The sequence below is a fragment of the Maribacter spongiicola genome (genome assembly GCF_004364165.1).
Lineage (GTDB): Bacteria > Bacteroidota > Bacteroidia > Flavobacteriales > Flavobacteriaceae > Maribacter > Maribacter spongiicola.
The window spans coordinates 952,595-969,272 of the sequence record NZ_SOAY01000010.1 but is presented as its reverse complement, the minus strand read 5'-3'; the positions used below and the strand labels follow the sequence as shown (position 1 = coordinate 969,272).

11 protein-coding genes are annotated in these 16,678 nt (G+C 35.8%); all 11 read right to left on the bottom strand.

What is annotated here, in order from left to right; all coding sequences use genetic code 11:
• Nucleotide 1 precedes the first annotated feature (1 nt).
• The gene (locus CLV90_RS04610) at nucleotides 2–385 is read right to left on the bottom strand and encodes a cytochrome C oxidase subunit IV family protein (RefSeq protein WP_133686323.1); all 384 of its coding nucleotides are present in this window, start codon (nucleotides 383–385) and stop codon (nucleotides 2–4) included.
• Nucleotides 386–436: 51 nt separating this feature from the next.
• Nucleotides 437–1,411 carry a cytochrome c oxidase subunit 3 gene (locus CLV90_RS04605; protein WP_133686322.1) on the bottom strand — a complete coding sequence of 325 codons (975 nt, stop codon included), beginning with the start codon at nucleotides 1,409–1,411 and terminating at the stop codon, nucleotides 437–439.
• A gap of 96 nt (nucleotides 1,412–1,507) precedes the next feature.
• Complete coding sequence (locus CLV90_RS04600; protein ID WP_133686321.1) at nucleotides 1,508–2,089, bottom strand: cytochrome c oxidase subunit 3; 582 nt, start codon at nucleotides 2,087–2,089, stop codon at nucleotides 1,508–1,510.
• Nucleotides 2,090–2,091: 2 nt separating this feature from the next.
• Entirely contained in the window at nucleotides 2,092–2,994 is a 903-nt protein-coding gene (gene cyoE, locus CLV90_RS04595) for a heme o synthase (RefSeq protein ID WP_133686320.1), read from the bottom strand.
• 281 nt (nucleotides 2,995–3,275) lie between these two features.
• Nucleotides 3,276–3,980, bottom strand: coding sequence for an energy transducer TonB (locus CLV90_RS04590; protein WP_133686319.1), 705 nt, complete (start codon nucleotides 3,978–3,980; stop codon nucleotides 3,276–3,278).
• Between the two features lie 62 nt (nucleotides 3,981–4,042).
• Nucleotides 4,043–4,390: a VanZ family protein gene (locus CLV90_RS04585; protein WP_208295093.1), complete on the bottom strand. Its 348-nt coding sequence runs from the start codon at nucleotides 4,388–4,390 to the stop codon at nucleotides 4,043–4,045.
• A 37-nt stretch (nucleotides 4,391–4,427) separates the two neighbouring features.
• Nucleotides 4,428–4,808 carry a glycine cleavage system protein GcvH gene (gene gcvH, locus CLV90_RS04580; protein WP_133686317.1) on the bottom strand — a complete coding sequence of 127 codons (381 nt, stop codon included), beginning with the start codon at nucleotides 4,806–4,808 and terminating at the stop codon, nucleotides 4,428–4,430.
• Between the two features lie 132 nt (nucleotides 4,809–4,940).
• Nucleotides 4,941–12,119, bottom strand: coding sequence for a T9SS outer membrane translocon Sov/SprA (gene sov, locus CLV90_RS04575; RefSeq protein ID WP_407943371.1), 7,179 nt, complete (start codon nucleotides 12,117–12,119; stop codon nucleotides 4,941–4,943).
• 5 nt (nucleotides 12,120–12,124) lie between these two features.
• Nucleotides 12,125–12,706: a Holliday junction branch migration protein RuvA gene (ruvA, locus tag CLV90_RS04570; protein WP_133686315.1), complete on the bottom strand. Its 582-nt coding sequence runs from the start codon at nucleotides 12,704–12,706 to the stop codon at nucleotides 12,125–12,127.
• A gap of 73 nt (nucleotides 12,707–12,779) precedes the next feature.
• Complete coding sequence (locus CLV90_RS04565) at nucleotides 12,780–15,074, bottom strand: NADP-dependent malic enzyme (RefSeq protein ID WP_133686314.1); 2,295 nt, start codon at nucleotides 15,072–15,074, stop codon at nucleotides 12,780–12,782.
• A 119-nt stretch (nucleotides 15,075–15,193) separates the two neighbouring features.
• Nucleotides 15,194–16,513: an MFS transporter gene (locus CLV90_RS04560; RefSeq protein ID WP_133686313.1), complete on the bottom strand. Its 1,320-nt coding sequence runs from the start codon at nucleotides 16,511–16,513 to the stop codon at nucleotides 15,194–15,196.
• Nucleotides 16,514–16,678: the final 165 nt, after the last annotated feature.

Here is a 16,678-nt window from a genome sequence, read left to right as displayed (position 1 = left end):
CTTAGAAATTCCAGCTTATGAAGCCATCTTTATAAACGTTATAAATATAATCTGCTTCTACAAGAAGAATAAATACTAAATAGATAACCAAGAATATCGGTGTCCATACTATAGCTCTTCTCAATGCAGACTTCTCATCACGTAAATGCATAAAATCCCAAGCAATATAATACGCTTTAACCAAAGTTAAAATAATGAAAATCCAGTTGATTAATTTCATTCCCAATACATAAGTATCGGTCAAAGATGCTGGCTTAATAATACCTAAAACTACTTCTACTGCAGTTATAAGGGTTAAAAAAGCTAATACTCCCCAGATTTTCTGTGTGTTAGATTTGAACTTTACAAGTCCTCTAAAAATTTCTAATTTATGTCCGTCTGCCATTTTACTATAATCTAAAATTCTATTTTCAGTACTACTTTTTTCTTAATTGGTTTATACTAAGTAGAAGAAGGTAAATACGAATACCCAAACTAAATCTACAAAGTGCCAGTACAATCCGACTTTCTCAACCATTTCATAATGACCTCTTCTCTCATAAGTACCAATAACAACATTAAAGAAGATGATAATATTGATTACTACACCCGAGAATACGTGGAAACCGTGAAAACCTGTAATAAAGAAAAAGAAGTCAGCGAAAAGTCTGCTTCCATATTCATTATGAATCAAATTAGCACCTTCAACAACCTGTGTCGCTTCTCCTATTTTTGCCAATGAAGCTTTTCTATCTAAAAGTGTTTTCTCACCTTCTTCATTGATTTGTTCAGTTCTGATCAAAATATTAGAATCAGCTTTAAACCCTTCAACAACCTCTGTTAGTGAAACGCTAGTTAATGTCGGCTCTTGAAAAAACCAAAGTCCGTTCTTTCTTTCGTGGACAACTCTATCATCTGGTATAGAAGCCGCAAAATCTGCTAACGAAGCTCTCTCACCTGTATCAGCTTTTACGAATTGTAATATTCTACCACCTTTAGTTTCTAAAGCACCATGGTCACCTTTAATAAAAGTACCCCATTCCCAAGCTTGAGAACCAACGAAGATTATACCACCAATTACAGTAGCGAACATATACCATGCTACCGCATTCTGTTTCATTTTATGACCAGCATCAACCGCTAAAACCATAGTTACAGATGACATAATTAAAATAAAGGTCATAAGTGCAACATAAATCATGGGGTAATTACCATGAAAGAAAGGAACGTGTGTAAACACTTCGTCCGCTATTGGCCATGTTTCAATAAATTTAAATCTTGAAAAGCCGTATGCTGCTAAAAATCCAGAGAAAGTTAACGCATCCGATACAAGGAAAAACCACATCATTAATTTGCCGTAGCTTGCTCCTAGAGGCTGATTGCCACCACCCCATACGCTTGTTTCCGTTCCCGTAGTCACCGTAGAATTCATATACTAATTATCGTTTTAATAAAACTTTAGCAAATTTACATTTTTTTGAACTATTTAAAAACGCAATTTGACTCAAAACTAATTTTGATACACTTTTTATTTCACAAAGAACATAAATAACACCAAATAGACCCATAATAAATCTAAGAAATGCCAAAATGTTGCCCCTAAGGTAACACCTAAATAGTTCTCTTTACTATATTTTCCTTTGTATTGATTGTACAACACCACCAATAAAGATATCATACCCGCAACAACATGCACCACATGCACCATTGCAATCAAAAAAACATAAGATACTTTTATACTACTCGTTGGTCCAGTAAAGTAATACCCTTCGGCAACCAATTGAGAAAAACCTGAAAATTGCAGAAATATAAAAAGTACTCCTAAACCTAACGTTACCAACAGCCATTTAGTACCATTAAAATTTTCTCCTTCTCTAATTGCCTTTTTTGCCATCATGTAGCTAAGACTACTAATAATGATAACGATAGTGCTATACAAAAAGGAATTTGGTAGCGTAATGTCACTAGACCAGTCTTCTCTTGAGCTACTTACAATGTAAGCGCTTGTCCACCCTGCAAAACCCATCAATAAGCTAATAATACCAAACCAAAGCATCATCTTTTTTGCCCTGGCATTTTTCTCTTGATCCGTACCTTGTGTTAAATCCATAATTAAGCTAAAAATTTATCTATTACGTAAACTATTTGCATAAGTGTAATATAAGTAACACTTGCCAACATTAACTTTCTTGCCGAAACATTATCTCTTTTTCTATATAACTGAAAAGCAAAACCAAGCATAAAAGCCCCAATCAAAAAGATAATTACTGCAGCAACTATAGAAAGTTGTAATCTACCCGTTATACCAAAAACAGGAATTACAGATACTGCCATCATCCAAATAGTATACATTATTATCTGTAGCACGGTTGCCCCGTCTTTTTTACCAGTTGGCAGCATTTTAAACCCGCCGGCGGTATAGTCATCATCTAACATCCACCCTAGTGCCCAAAAATGTGGAAACTGCCAAAAAAATTGAATCATAAACAAGGTGCCAGGCTCAATACCAAAATCATCAGTAGCAGCGACCCATCCTAACATAAAAGGTATAGCGCCGGGTATGGCACCAACAAATACCGCTAATGGAGTAATTGTTTTTAAAGGGGTATACACACTTGTGTAAAGAAATATAGAAATTGCCCCAAACATTGCTGTTTTAGGGTTTAAAAGATATAGAGAAAATATACCGATCAATGTTAGTACAATGGCAAGAATCATTGCTGTATTTACAGACATACGACCAGTAGGAATAGGTCTATTCTTAGTCCGCTTCATTAAAGCGTCTAAATCTTTTTCTATAACCTGATTATATGCATTACTAGCACCTACCATACAGTACCCACCAAAAGCCAATAGCAATACTTGAAACCATTGTATTTCGTAAGCACCTAAAAAATAACCTGCAATGGAAGAAAAAACGACACTAATAGCCAATCTAGCTTTGGTAATCTCCTTAAAATCGGCAAATAGTAAAGCAAGAGCATTACTTTTTGTCGAACCAACAGCCGTTTTCATAATTTTTTAAATAGGTCTACAAAGATAACCCCCCTACCATATTTCTGCAACCTTAAAGCTTTATTTCTAATAGAATGAAAAAAGAATATTTTAAGTATTAACAATGCGAACTAAATGACTTGAAAGAAATAGCAGACAATCAAAAGACTGATAACTAAAACAGATATTTTCAAAGATTTAAACAAAAGATTAAGGGTCAATGAGCTTGTTGGTTTAAAGCAAAAAAAATCCCGAGCTGATGCTCAGGATTTTTTCTATATAATTTAAACAGTAAATAAATACTATTGTAATTTAAAGTTAATTGGAATACTAAAAGGAACACGTACCGCTCTACCTCTCTGCTTACCAGGGGTCATTTTCGGCAACTTATTGATAATTCTAGCAGCTTCAGCTTCTAAGTTCTTATCTGGTCCACGCATTCTAACGTTACCGATACTACCATCTTTCTGAATAACGAACATAACACTTACCCTACCTTGAACACCCATTTCCTGAGCAATTTCTGGGTAACGGAAGTTTTTACCGATATGCTTCTGAATCATTGAATTGAAACATGCTCTTTTATCGCTTTCGTTCTCACAACCTGGAAAAACCGGTACATCTTCAATAACTGCGAAAGGTACATCTACATCTTCTTCAATTTCATCAACAGCGATATCTTCAACCTCAACGATTTCTTCTTCTTGACTAGTTTCAGTAGACTCGATTACAGTTTCTTCAACCTCTTCTTCATCTTCAACAACTTCAATAATTTCAGGTGCAGCTGGTGGTGGTGGAGGTGGTGGAGTTTTTATTTGTTCGGTCATTGGAACCTCTTCATCTAAAAGATCATCCACATTCATAGAAATATCATAATCATTTGCTTCATCATACGTTTTCCACTCAAATGCTACATAAGTAAATAGCATTACTGCGAACAAACCGATAACGAAATAAAGACTGCTGTTCTTTGTTAAATCCGCCTTTGGATTCTTTTTAGGTTCCATATATATTCAATTTAGTGATTGCTAATTTAACTAATTAATCCATAAAAATGCAACTAAAATTTTCATTTTAACGAGGGCACCCGAAAAAATATAAATCTAACAGCCAACATTCCAACAATCGCTCCGGTAGAATTTGCAAGCGCATCTAGCGGATCTCCATGTCTATCAGCGGTAGCTACATGTTGTACTACTTCAATAATTATGCCGTACAGTACAGCAAATAAAACAATGTACCACAATAACTTAGACCTACCAACCACTTGCTCTTTGCTTTTAGGCATTGCCAAATAACCTAGCACTACCATTACCGAGTAAAAGGTAAAATGTACAGCCTTATCCATATGCGGAATATTGAACCTTGAGGTGCCAATTCCTGAAAAAGAAAATAAGCTGGAAAATGTTACAAACATCATCCAGCTTATGAAAAGTACTTTATAAATAGTGTTTTTAACCACCTATTATCTCTTTATATGCAGTATCACTAAGCAAATCTTCTAATTCACTAGCATCGTTAAATTTTATTTTTACCATCCAACCGTCTCCATAAGGATCAGAATTTACTTTTTCTGGCTCATCTTCTAGCGCTTCATTGAACTCAACTATTTCGCCAGATAAAGGAGAGAATAAATCAGAAACAGTTTTTACCGCCTCTACCGTACCAAAAATAGCTTCACGATCCAAAGTTTCATCTAGGGTATCTACTTCAACGTAAACAATATCACCTAATTCACCTTGTGCGAAATCTGTAATACCTACGATAGCAATATCACCGTCAATCTTAACCCATTCGTGGTCTTTTGTATATTTTAATTCAGCTGGTATATTCATTATGATCGTTTATTAATTTTTACTTCGGCAAATGTAAAGTTTTCAGCTTAGGTTATCAAAATATTTACCAATGTTATGTTTTGTTTAAATCTGTGCAGAAAGTAGCAATCTAATCCTAAGTAAATGACCTATTTAATTACCGAAATTGTAACGTATAGTAAACCCAGCATTAATAGTTGTTTGCGGAAATGCCGTAGAAACAGCAAACTGAGAGAATGAATGATCGTAAAAGAACAGCGCATTTAAGCTCTTGCTCAACGCATAATCTGCCGTAAACTTCAATGACATTAAATTCTGACCAGATGTTATTTGGTTGTTATTAATATCTAGATTTCTAATTATAGTAATATTATCTCGTAAGGTAACATCGGCTTTTAAGTTTAAATCACCTTTTAACCTTGTTTTATTACCACCTATATTGGTCACAAATTTTACATCTTTAAAACGGTACCCTAAACCAACAGTATATTCCTTACCATTAATTTCGGTCATTAAATCATTATCAAAACTTAAAGATAATGCTCTATCTGTTCTAACCTCTGCCAATACACTTACCGAATTGATCATTTCAAAATCTACACGTATAAGCGGATTGAACTGATCCGTCAACACCACATTGTTTAAAATTAAATCTGGTAAAATATCAAGATTTTCAGCATTAATAGGAGCTTGACCATCATTGATTAATTGTACCTTCTCTAAATTCGTTTGGTATGAGTTAATACTATATGATGCACGATACCCGTGACTTAAAGAAAAACGTTTGAATTTCTTTTTAAACCACTTACTCTTCATAAGACCGGTATACTTAATACTCCAGTTAGGTATTGGAATATCTCTAAACGTGTCTAAGTTTACACGTTCGGCATCTTGACCAGTATACGCTGAAAAGAACGCAGGCAACAAGACACTTTGTTGTGTTTTCCCATATCCTTCAGGAAACTCTCCATTTGCATCTACAGGTATACCTTGTTCTACCGCTATTCTATTCGCAATCGTAATTCTATTGTCTTTAAACTCTTGAAAAGTACTAGAATCGAATTCATCGCTCTTACCAAAAGCGGTACCGATCATCATAGTAGAAATACTAAAGCTACCATAATTGTTACCCAACTGTAAGTTGTACTCTTGATCAACCACATTAAAATTTTCTTGATAACTATCAGAATATTGCCTATCTGCCACCAAATCAATAGTAATATCTTTTGTAGGTTGCGCCGTAGCGGTAATATTCAATTGTTTATTTGTTCTTTGGATGAATTGTTCATTAAACTGCTCAAAACCTGTAAGCCAACCATTTCTAGCCGCTTCGAAACGCACATCTGCCTGACTACCGAACAAGAACCCGACCGTAGGTTTTGTGGTACCTATAAAACCAACAGATTGCGTATATCCTGGTAATACAGTACCATTATTCTCGCTATAGTTCAAGTTTAATCTCTTTACCATAGTAACGATATCTACAACAGTATTGAACAAGTCGCTGGTCTTCGCTTTTATTTTTTCTTCATCTTCAGTTGGCACACCTGCTTTATCCCTTCTAATTGGTCCTGAGCTTTTTGCTTTTGGCGCCTCTCTCTTTTTAAGTCCGATTAAATCATAGAACTTTTGCATGGTCAAAGACGACGTTATCGTATGCGTATTTGCGTTCTGCACGGTATTGATATATTCACCTGCTACTTCAAACAATGCATCACCACCTCTCTGCCAATCGAAATTACTAGTATACGAATACTGTGTACTAATAAAATCTAAAGCAGGTATTTTAGAAAAAGGCACTTCATAATTCAACTGCATTTGCTGTGAATGTCTATTAGGCTCACCAACATCAAAGAAGCCGTCCCACATGCCTAGTTCATTTCTTATTCTATCTATGGACTCTAAAGGCTCATCTTCGTTTAGGTAATTTCGAACAATATTATTATTAGAACCTGTAAGATTTAATCGAAGCGATTTTGTCAAATTATAGTTTACCGCATATTGCCAGTTGAATAAATAATTACGTTGCTGAAGTTCTGGCAAGTCGATTCTTTGTATGTCTTCTGTGTACACATCCCTAAAGCGCTGTGCATTAAACTGTCTATTAATATTAGAGGTAACGCCGATATTAGATGGTAATAAGTTTAAGTTAAGATCTTTTAGCCATTTCCAATACTTGCCTGTTAAGAGGGAATCTTTTTTAGCAAAAGGAGCGAACTCGACAGGGTCGAAACTATGGTTATACACAAAACCTGTATTTACACTCTGTTCTTTTAACTCTGCAATCTCAAAATCTCGATGATCGGTTTCGTTGTAGCTATAGTTAAATGTAAAGTTTTCTATATCATAAAAATTAGCATCTGCCTCTTCGCCACGATCTTTACGAACACCAATTAAGTTAATACTGGTACGTTTTGTATAATCTTCAGCTTGCTCCAAGACCTCATCTTTACCTCCCTGAGTATCTTCGGCCGCTATTCTATCCTCTAATTTTAAATCATCATATACGGGATCAAACTCGGGAGTAATCATTTGTTCTGATATACCGTAATTGACAGGCAACTGAATACCCCATTTTTTAGGAAGCAATTGACCAACATTAACATTGGTAACTACGTCGTAAGAAATAGCATCTTCACGAGCACGCTCATTTGGCATTTGATCTATAGACCCAAAACCAGATGTACTTTTGCTACCAGTTGCACTAAAATTCGCAAAATCTGCAATATTACCATCAATAGCGGCAATTGCCGCCCAGCCACCATTATTATCTAAACCTGCAAGACGAAGCTCATTGAACCATACCTCACCACGTGCCGGTAATATATCTTGGTTTTTTATACCCACCATCATAGTACGTATACTACCTAAAGAAGGGTTACCCTTAATACCAATACGTATTCTACCAGGAGAACGAACATCGAACTCACCAACCGGAATCACTTCTCCGTTATCAATTTCAAAGAAACGCACATCGCTTAAGTCGCCATCGGCGATCCATTGCGATTTAACCTTGGTCAAATCGCTAAGCGCAATATTCATCTCGTTATTTTCCGGCCATATCTCTTCTTCAGTTACAGCGGTAAAAGGTGTAAACTCTAATGGCAATTCTATTTGATAGTAGTTTTGGGTAAAATCTGTACCCATACGCAAGAAACCTACTAATGGTGTAGAGGTATCGGCATAGTCGCTATCTAAAATCTTTTCGGCATGTATGAACATTTTCAATTTCTCATACTGACGAATATCTACGTTTAAATTTTTGAATACTCCACGCGAATCTTCAGACTCCAAATTAGACACTGTTAAAGAAAGAGATTGCTCGTTTTGGCGAATGATCGTATTATTATTATTCAATTGTTCTCTTAAAACACCAGGAGGCAATACATAAGGTATTGGAGTTCTACTACTGTTTTCTTCAATGTTTACCGTATTTACATCTAAGGTAGTGCCATCATCAGAAGGGTCACTATCGATATTTTTATCTTGTAAGGTATTTGTATACGTACGCCAATCTCCCCTTACCAAATCTAACGTTGCAAAACGTAGAATAGTTGGGCTATTGAAACCTGTCATATACATTCTCATAAAGCTTATAGACCTAAAATCTGTAATACCACCAATGGCATCGGTAAAATCACTTAACGGAATTTTATATTGTATCCAACGGTAATTTACATCATCACCATTAGGAATTCTTATATCACCTGTTGCAGTACCTTCAATAATATCGGTTACATACTGATCATTAATTGTTGTATTCGGTTTAATAGAAATGCGGTACTCGTAATAGCTATTCACCGTATTCATCGTTAAATCCCTATCTACATCTTCTACATCTGGTAATGTTGTAGAACCTCTATCTGTATTGGTAACAGAAACAGGTGAGTTACCTTGAGGGTTATTAAAGTCTATATATCGCTCTAGAATACTACCTTCTCTATTTAGGTAATAACTATAGTTATCTAACGCAGGATCACTACCACCGTTATTGGTATACACATCAGCTTCACGAATATCATCTAACCCATCAAAACCAATATCTTGTAAACCCCTATTATTTTCGTCAGCATCAAAAGCATATACCAATGATTGTGTTGCGGGTACTTCTCCCCAAGAAGTTGGAGCAACGAAATCGTTACTATTTACCCCTGGCAATCCGTTTTCATATTGTTTTTTACCATCGCGCAAAATATCTTCAGATATATTACCAAGATTCAGCACCAATTCACCGGCACCATTTGCAATACCGTCAACATAAGGATCCATTACCCAAAACTGAACGAATTCAACATTACTCTGTTCAAAATCTGTACTGCTCAAAGAACGCATCATACCACCCCACTTTTCAGTAGGCGCTTGAGTTTCAAAATCAGGATTGTTGTTATACGGACCTTTAGTCGTTGGATAATACACCATGTCTAAAGTTGACTGCACCTGTGTTTGCCCTTGAGCAACATCGGTCTCAGGAAATACTTCATCAATATATACCCTACGTGTTGCATTGGTAGAAAGATCATCATCACTAACGGTAGATGGTCTTTGATTGGTATAAAAAATTGGATCAATAGTATACCAAGATAGTTTTGCTCTACCATAACCATTTAATAGATTATTCAAATCTTCTGGCGAACTACCAAAAGGCTGATTACTATTTCCAAACTCTAAAGGCATACTAGCAAGAGACCACCCTAAGGATGCTCTAATATCTATTAACGCCTGTGCTCCTTCAAAATCATCTAAATATGTCGTCGTCTCGCCTTCAAAATCAGCATTTTTAGGTGAACTAGGTATTAAAGCAGCCATTTCTGCCCTTATAGAAATATTAGAAGGTACGTCGGTATCAATATTTGGCAACTTGTTTACCATGCGAGTTAAGAAAGGTACCTCGGTAGAAAAGTTCGTATTTAACCCGAAGATCGTATTGTTCACAGATTCTACTCCGTAAGTAGATTTTTGGGTTAACGGTCTTTCGTTCAGGTTTAACAATGTACCACCTAAAACAAATTTCTCGTTAAATTGATGTTCTACATTCACCCCTGTAAAACGACGTGTTTGTTGTCCGAATACCGCATTGTTTTCTACCGATATATTGATAGGCACATTTGAAGCTTCTAAACTAGGATCTAATATTTGCACCGTACCCGACTGATAGTTTACCGTATAATCGATACCCTCTTGCAATGTTCTACCATTTGCAGTAACCGTTACAGAACCTTGGGGCACATTAAAAGCACCAATAGAAATACCATTACTACCTTCAGATTTATAAGAACCTTTTAATATAAATTTATTTTTTTCGGGATCTTGCAGTGCTGCAGTTTTGGTCAAAGAATACATATCTCTGAACACATACTGTTCTTGGTTGGCATTATAACCAGAAGGAACATTATACTGACCGCTGTTACCATTTTGTAGTTTTTCATATAAAAACTCACCAAAAGGCTCTACTTTGGTAAAGATGATACGCCCATTCTGTACATCTATTGTTTGACCACTAATAAAATCAAAAAAGCCGTCACCACCAGGTTGTATATCATTATAGACATTTAATCTATCGAGATTAAAGACATTCAGAAGAATACTTTCTTCTAAACCTTCGGGCCAACCAGACCCAGGACCTTCAACTATAGGTGTAATATAGTTTCTAGGTGTAGGATCAGAATATAGAATATTCATTTTAAAATCCTCTTGACTTAAACTATAGGCACCCGTTGCATAAATATTCTTCATCATCAGATCCCAAATAGGATCCGTAATATTGGTAATATTACTTTTAAGAAGTTTAAGAATAAGGGTGTTATTTTCGATTACGGTATTTGCAGTCTGCGTAACCGTGGTAGCCTCTATACCGCCATTGGCAAATTCACCAACTTGGTATACCTGACCTTGAAATGTATACTGGTAAGCAACACCTAAAACCTCATCATTACTTAAACGTTGGTTTAAAGAGATATACCCTAATTGTGTATTGAAATCGAAATCTCTACCCTGCTCTAATTTTCTTGCATTTTCTAAATAGGCATAATCAAAACCTTGATTAGGAGAATACCCACCTGCGAAACTACCAGCATTGAATCCGCTTTCTACAGTGGCGATTTCTCTAATATTGTCATTTAACGCACCATTATTGGTCAGTATTAATGCCGGGTCATAATCATTGGCATTGTTTCTAGGTCTTACATCTGCAGGACCATTAAAGAATCCGCCACCGCTACCATTATTTTGACCAACCCTAGTCTTCGTGATATCTGATTCACCTAAATCTTGAATAGCCACAACGTTACGTACATTCAATGTTTGTTGCGATCTGTTCGTAATCCAAACTTCTATACGTGTAATTTGTACCTGACTCTGTATATAAGGATAAGAAGAAAGTGCTGCGTCGTAGTTATCCCTAAAATATTGTGCTAAGAAAAAGTGTCTATTTTCATCATAATCCAAAGCAGTTAACGAGAACTCATTTAACGTGCCACCACCCTGTGCAACTACTGTATTATTTTGCGAGCGTTGCTCAGAAAAAACAGCCGTTACAGAAGTTTTACCAAATTGTAATTTCGTTTTAACACCGAATAAGCTCTGTGCACCTTGAATCAAAGAACTATTAAGAGGCATATTTACATTACCTACTTCAATAGATTGAATAATATCATCTTCGGTAGGTGTGTAATCTAACTTAACAATATTCTGAAAATCGAAAGTTGCTTCGGTATCATAATTGGCAGTTACCTGCAAACGCTCCCCTATTTGACCTAACATACTAAGACTAATACGTTGATCAAAATCAAAAGAAAGATTGGTTCTGTTTCTTGGTGATAAAGATGGGTTATCATTCTTCTGCCAAATAACACCAAGATCCATTGCAACAGATCCTTGCGGAATTATCTCAATAGTATTACCACCAAAAATGGTAGAAAAGAAATCATTATTGACATAGAAATTTGGAAGTAAGTTTTTACGAGCTTCTTCACTACCTTCTTTTTTACCCGAATAAGCATCAGATTTTTCTTTGAAATAAGATTTTATACCTTCTTCCCTAACCAATTTAAAATATTGGTCTGGTGTAAGAATTACAGGATAACCGATATTAAAATCGCCCACACTCTCATTATAGATATAACGATCAAGTTTAGGGTCGTAAATGTACTTTGAAACAATACTTTCCGGATTCTTAATTAGAATCCTTCCCAGATCGAAACCTGTTTTTACAGAATCAATTTCCTGCTCTTCTGTGTCTTGTGCCACAACAAAAGTTATGGAACCAAAAAACATACAGAATAGAAGTATGTGCTTTAAAAAAAAATTAAGAAATTTAGTTGCCCCGTTTTTCAAACTTATTACAAATTTTTGAGCGCGAGTTTAATTATATTCTCGACACTTAAGGAAGCCTCTTGACTAAGCACTTTATCGACAACCCTCTCTGATTGTTTACGTGCGAAGCCTAGAACTTCTAAAGCAGATAACGCTTCATCTTTATTTGTATTGTTTATACTTAGTGAAAGTTCGTCTATATCGTAAACTTTTAAGACCTTGTCTCTAAGATCCAAAATTACACGTTGTGCTGTTTTCGCCCCGATACCTTTTACGGCTTGTATTGTTGCCACATCTCCGTTAGCAATAGCATCTCTTACTTGAGACGGAGACATGGAAGAAAGCATGGTTCTGGCTATACTTGAACCAATGCCCGAAACAGATAGCAATAATCGGAATATTTCACGTTCAGATTTTTCAACAAAACCGAACAATGTGTGCGAATCTTCTTTCACTTGTAGGTGCGTAAAAACAGAAATATTTTCTTGTTCTGGCAGCTTCGAAAAAGTATTCAAAGAAATATTTACAAAATAGCCCACACCACCACATTCGATAATAACATGAGTTGGGTTTTTCTCTACTAGTTTGCCTCTTAAGTGATGTATCATGATTTTTTAAAATTAAAAAGGGAAAGAAGTATGTCTACCAATTTCCCTAATTGAGTTATTATTTAATTAAATTTTATATCGAACCTTTTGCCTTTTTACGTTTTTCACGCTCTTGGGCATCAATTACAGCTACAGCTGCCATGTTTACTATTTCGTCAACACTAGCACCCAATTGCATAATATGAACAGCCTTTCTTAACCCTACCATAATAGGACCTATAGAATCTGCTTTGTTCAGTTCTTTAAGCAATTTATAGGTAATGTTGGCAGATTCTAAATTAGGGAAAATCAATGTGTTTACCGTTTTTCCTGCAAGTTTTGAAAACGGGAATTTACTCTGATGCAATTCTTTGTTCAAAGCAAAATCTGTTTGTATTTCACCATCGACCACTAAATCGGGCTTTGTTTCATGCAAAATACGAACAGCTTCTCTTACCTTTCTTGCATTAGGATGCGTTGATGAACCAAAGTTTGCATAGCTCAACATCGCTAATACTGGATTAAACCCAAAGTTCGAAGCAACATTTGCAGTCATTTGGGCAATATCCGCCAACTCTTCTGCATTTGGCTCAATGTTTATTGAAGTATCCGCTAAAAACAAAGGACCTCTATCGGTAATCATAATATTTACGGTTGCTACTTTTTTCACGCCTGACGCTCTACCAATAACTTCTAAAATTGGTTTTACGACAGTTGGGTAAGCTCTTGAGTAACCAGAGATCATTCCGTCTGCATCACCTTCAAGAACCATCATGGCACCAAAATAATTACGCTCGCGCATTTTTATTTTTGAACTGTAAAAAGTTACGCCGCTTCTCTTACGACTTTCCCAATATTTAGTAGCGTAACGAATATGGCGTTCATCGAACTCCTCAGATATAGGATCGATGATAACAAGATCAGCATCGAATTCCAGTTCTTTTTTTAATTCAAGAATAATATCTTTTCTACCCAAAAGAATAGGAATCGCAATACCTTCTTCATGAACTATTTGTGCCGCTTTTAAAACATCTAAATGATCGGCCTCGGCAAATACTATTCTCTTTGCATTACTTCGTGCTCTACTATGTAATAATCGAACAACTTTGTTATCGTTACCTGAACGAAGCATAAGCTCTTCTCTATATTTATCCCAATCTTCAATTGGCATCTTCGCAACACCACTATCCATTGCAGCTTTAGCCACAGCAGGTGGTATTTCGTATATTAATCGCTGATCAAAAGGTTTTGGTATAATATAATCTTTACCAAAAGTCAATCTTGTTTCGCCATAAGCAATATTCACTTGCTCAGGTACAGGCTGTCTTGTTAAATCTGCCAAAGCTTTTACAGCTGCCATTTTCATAGGCTCATTAATTGCTGTAGCCCTAACATCTAAAGCACCTCTAAATATAAATGGAAAACCAAGTACATTATTTACTTGGTTAGGATGATCAGATCTTCCCGTTGCCATTATAATATCTTTTCTGGTAGCTACCGCTAAATCGTATGCTATCTCTGGATCAGGATTTGCCATTGCAAAAACAATAGGATTTTCAGCCATTGAAAGTAACATACTCGGAGTTACCACATTTGCGATAGATAAACCAACGAATACATCGGCATCGACCATAGCTTCATCTAGCGTATCGATTTTTCTATCTGTAGCAAATTCTATTTTGGAAGACGATAAGTTATCGGCATCTTTTCTAATAACACCTTTACTATCGAGCATGACTATATTTTCTGCCTTTGCCCCAAATGCTTTATACAATTTAGTACATGAAACCGCTGCAGCGCCCGCACCACTAATAACGATACGTACATCTTCCATTTTTTTGTTAGAAATCTCTAATGCATTTAACAAAGCAGCGGCAGAAATTATCGCCGTACCGTGTTGATCATCATGCATTACAGGAATGTCTAATTCCTCTTTTAATCTACGCTCGATCTCAAAAGCTTCAGGAGCCTTTATATCTTCAAGATTAATACCGCCAAATGTTGGCGCAATCATCTTTACAGTTTCAACAAACTTATCTACATCTTCCGTATCGATTTCAATATCAATACCATCAATATCGGCAAAAATCTTAAAAAGAAGGCCTTTACCTTCCATAACAGGTTTTGATGCTTCCGGACCGATGTTTCCCAAGCCTAATACTGCCGTACCATTGGAAATAATGGCCACTAAATTACCTTTAGAGGTGTATTTGTATACGTTTTCTTTATCCTTCGCTATTTCTAAACATGGCTCTGCTACACCAGGCGAGTAAGCCAAAGCAAGATCACGTTGTGTACTATATGGTTTAGTGGGTACAATTTTTATCTTACCAGGCTGTGGTTTTGCATGATAAATAAGTGCTTCTCTTCTTAGCTTTTCATTGCTCATACTGTTCTATTTTAAAAAACAAATTTAAAGGTAATCTATAAGAAAGCGTTAAGAGGAACACTATTTATATAAATAAAAAAAATTCCTCTGTTACAACCAGCTCAAAGAAGCTTATGCCCTTATAAATCAGCTACATCATCGTTATTAGAAACATTCAAGCGCATCGCAAAAAATGCGGCGATAGCAAAGAATGCACCAGCAAATAACATTGCATTAATGGCGTTACCGCCAAGCAGATATTTATAGATAGGTCCAAATGTTAGTGTTTCGATACCCATTGGAATCACAATCATCATATTCAAAATACCCATATATACACCACGTCTATCTTGCGGCACTACTTTAGACACCATTGTGTATGGAATACCCATCATTGCAGCCCACCCAATACCAAAGAGAACCATAGGTATTAAAACCATTATAGGATCAGAAATAAAAGGTATAACAAACAGTGATACTGCAGTACCCAGCAAACTTAGCGCATATATTTTTTTACCACCATACTTTAGTGATAGTGGCACCAATGCCAAAGCTACCACCATAGTAACAATATTATAGGTCAAACTCATTTGAGCAGATTGTGAAGCTGCCTCGCCGGTTGAATAACCCATTGTCAATTTAAACAAAGGCGTCGTATACTGCCAATAGATAAATAATGCATACCATTGAAACAAGTAAACCGCACCCAGCTTCCATAAAAATTTGGGCATTTTACTTATCGCTTCTGCTATTTCTTTAAATGGTAAAGCAATACGTTCTGCTAGTGGTTTGGCCTTAGCTGCATTAATACCAACAAGCTCTTGAGAACTAGGTGGTATTTCTGGTGTTTTTAATACAGACCATAGGATGGTAGTTATCGAAAGAATTGCACCAATATAAAATGAATAGTACAACCAAGTAGGTATAGTACCTGCAACTTCTACCGATTCTCCTCCAAATAAATATTGAAATAATACTATTGAACCATTCGCTAAAAGTATACCTGCACCTACGAACAAGCTTTGCATTTGGTAACCTAAACTCAATTGTTTCTCTGGAAGCTTATCACCAACAAATGCCCTATAAGGCTCCATTGCCATGTTATTACCCACATCAAGAATCCAAAGTAAACCAACTGCAAACCATAAAAACGGACTGGTTGGGAAAGCGAACAGACATAAACTGCCCAAAATCGCCCCAATTAAGAAAAAAGGTTTTCTTCTACCCCAACGTTCTGACCATGTTTTATCTGAAATAGCTCCAATTATTGGCTGAACAATTAACCCAGTTATAGGCCCAGCGATATTTAAAATAGGAAGCATATCTTCAGGTGCACCTAGATACAAAAAAATTGGGTTAATAGCGGTTTGCTGCAATCCAAAACTATATTGGATTCCTAAAAAACCAACATTCATATTAAATATCTGCCAGAAACTAAGATTAGGTTTATTGAACTTCATGTACGAGATCTGTTATTTAATTGGTGATACACTTTAATACATTCTCACAAAACACATGTTATTATTTCGAAAAACATAATATTGAGCGACTACCAATATAATATATTTAAGGCTGTTCTAAGACAATACCATTCAGAAAAAGTAAACGAAAACGATTGAGAAGAT

What these genes read in the sequence shown, in the direction of transcription:
- gcvH (WP_133686317.1), bottom strand. Translation starts at nt 4,808, where the DNA reads ATGAATATACCAGCTGAATTAAAATATACAAAAGACCACGAATGGGTT.
- cyoE (WP_133686320.1), bottom strand. Translation starts at nt 2,994, where the DNA reads ATGAAAACGGCTGTTGGTTCGACAAAAAGTAATGCTCTTGCTTTACTA.
- CLV90_RS04600 (WP_133686321.1), bottom strand. Translation starts at nt 2,089, where the DNA reads ATGGATTTAACACAAGGTACGGATCAAGAGAAAAATGCCAGGGCAAAA.
- ruvA (WP_133686315.1), bottom strand. Translation starts at nt 12,706, where the DNA reads ATGATACATCACTTAAGAGGCAAACTAGTAGAGAAAAACCCAACTCAT.
- CLV90_RS04560 (WP_133686313.1), bottom strand. Translation starts at nt 16,513, where the DNA reads ATGAAGTTCAATAAACCTAATCTTAGTTTCTGGCAGATATTTAATATG.
- CLV90_RS04605 (WP_133686322.1), bottom strand. Translation starts at nt 1,411, where the DNA reads ATGAATTCTACGGTGACTACGGGAACGGAAACAAGCGTATGGGGTGGT.
- CLV90_RS04590 (WP_133686319.1), bottom strand. Translation starts at nt 3,980, where the DNA reads ATGGAACCTAAAAAGAATCCAAAGGCGGATTTAACAAAGAACAGCAGT.
- CLV90_RS04585 (WP_208295093.1), bottom strand. Translation starts at nt 4,390, where the DNA reads ATGTTTGTAACATTTTCCAGCTTATTTTCTTTTTCAGGAATTGGCACC.
- CLV90_RS04565 (WP_133686314.1), bottom strand. Translation starts at nt 15,074, where the DNA reads ATGAGCAATGAAAAGCTAAGAAGAGAAGCACTTATTTATCATGCAAAA.
- CLV90_RS04610 (WP_133686323.1), bottom strand. Translation starts at nt 385, where the DNA reads ATGGCAGACGGACATAAATTAGAAATTTTTAGAGGACTTGTAAAGTTC.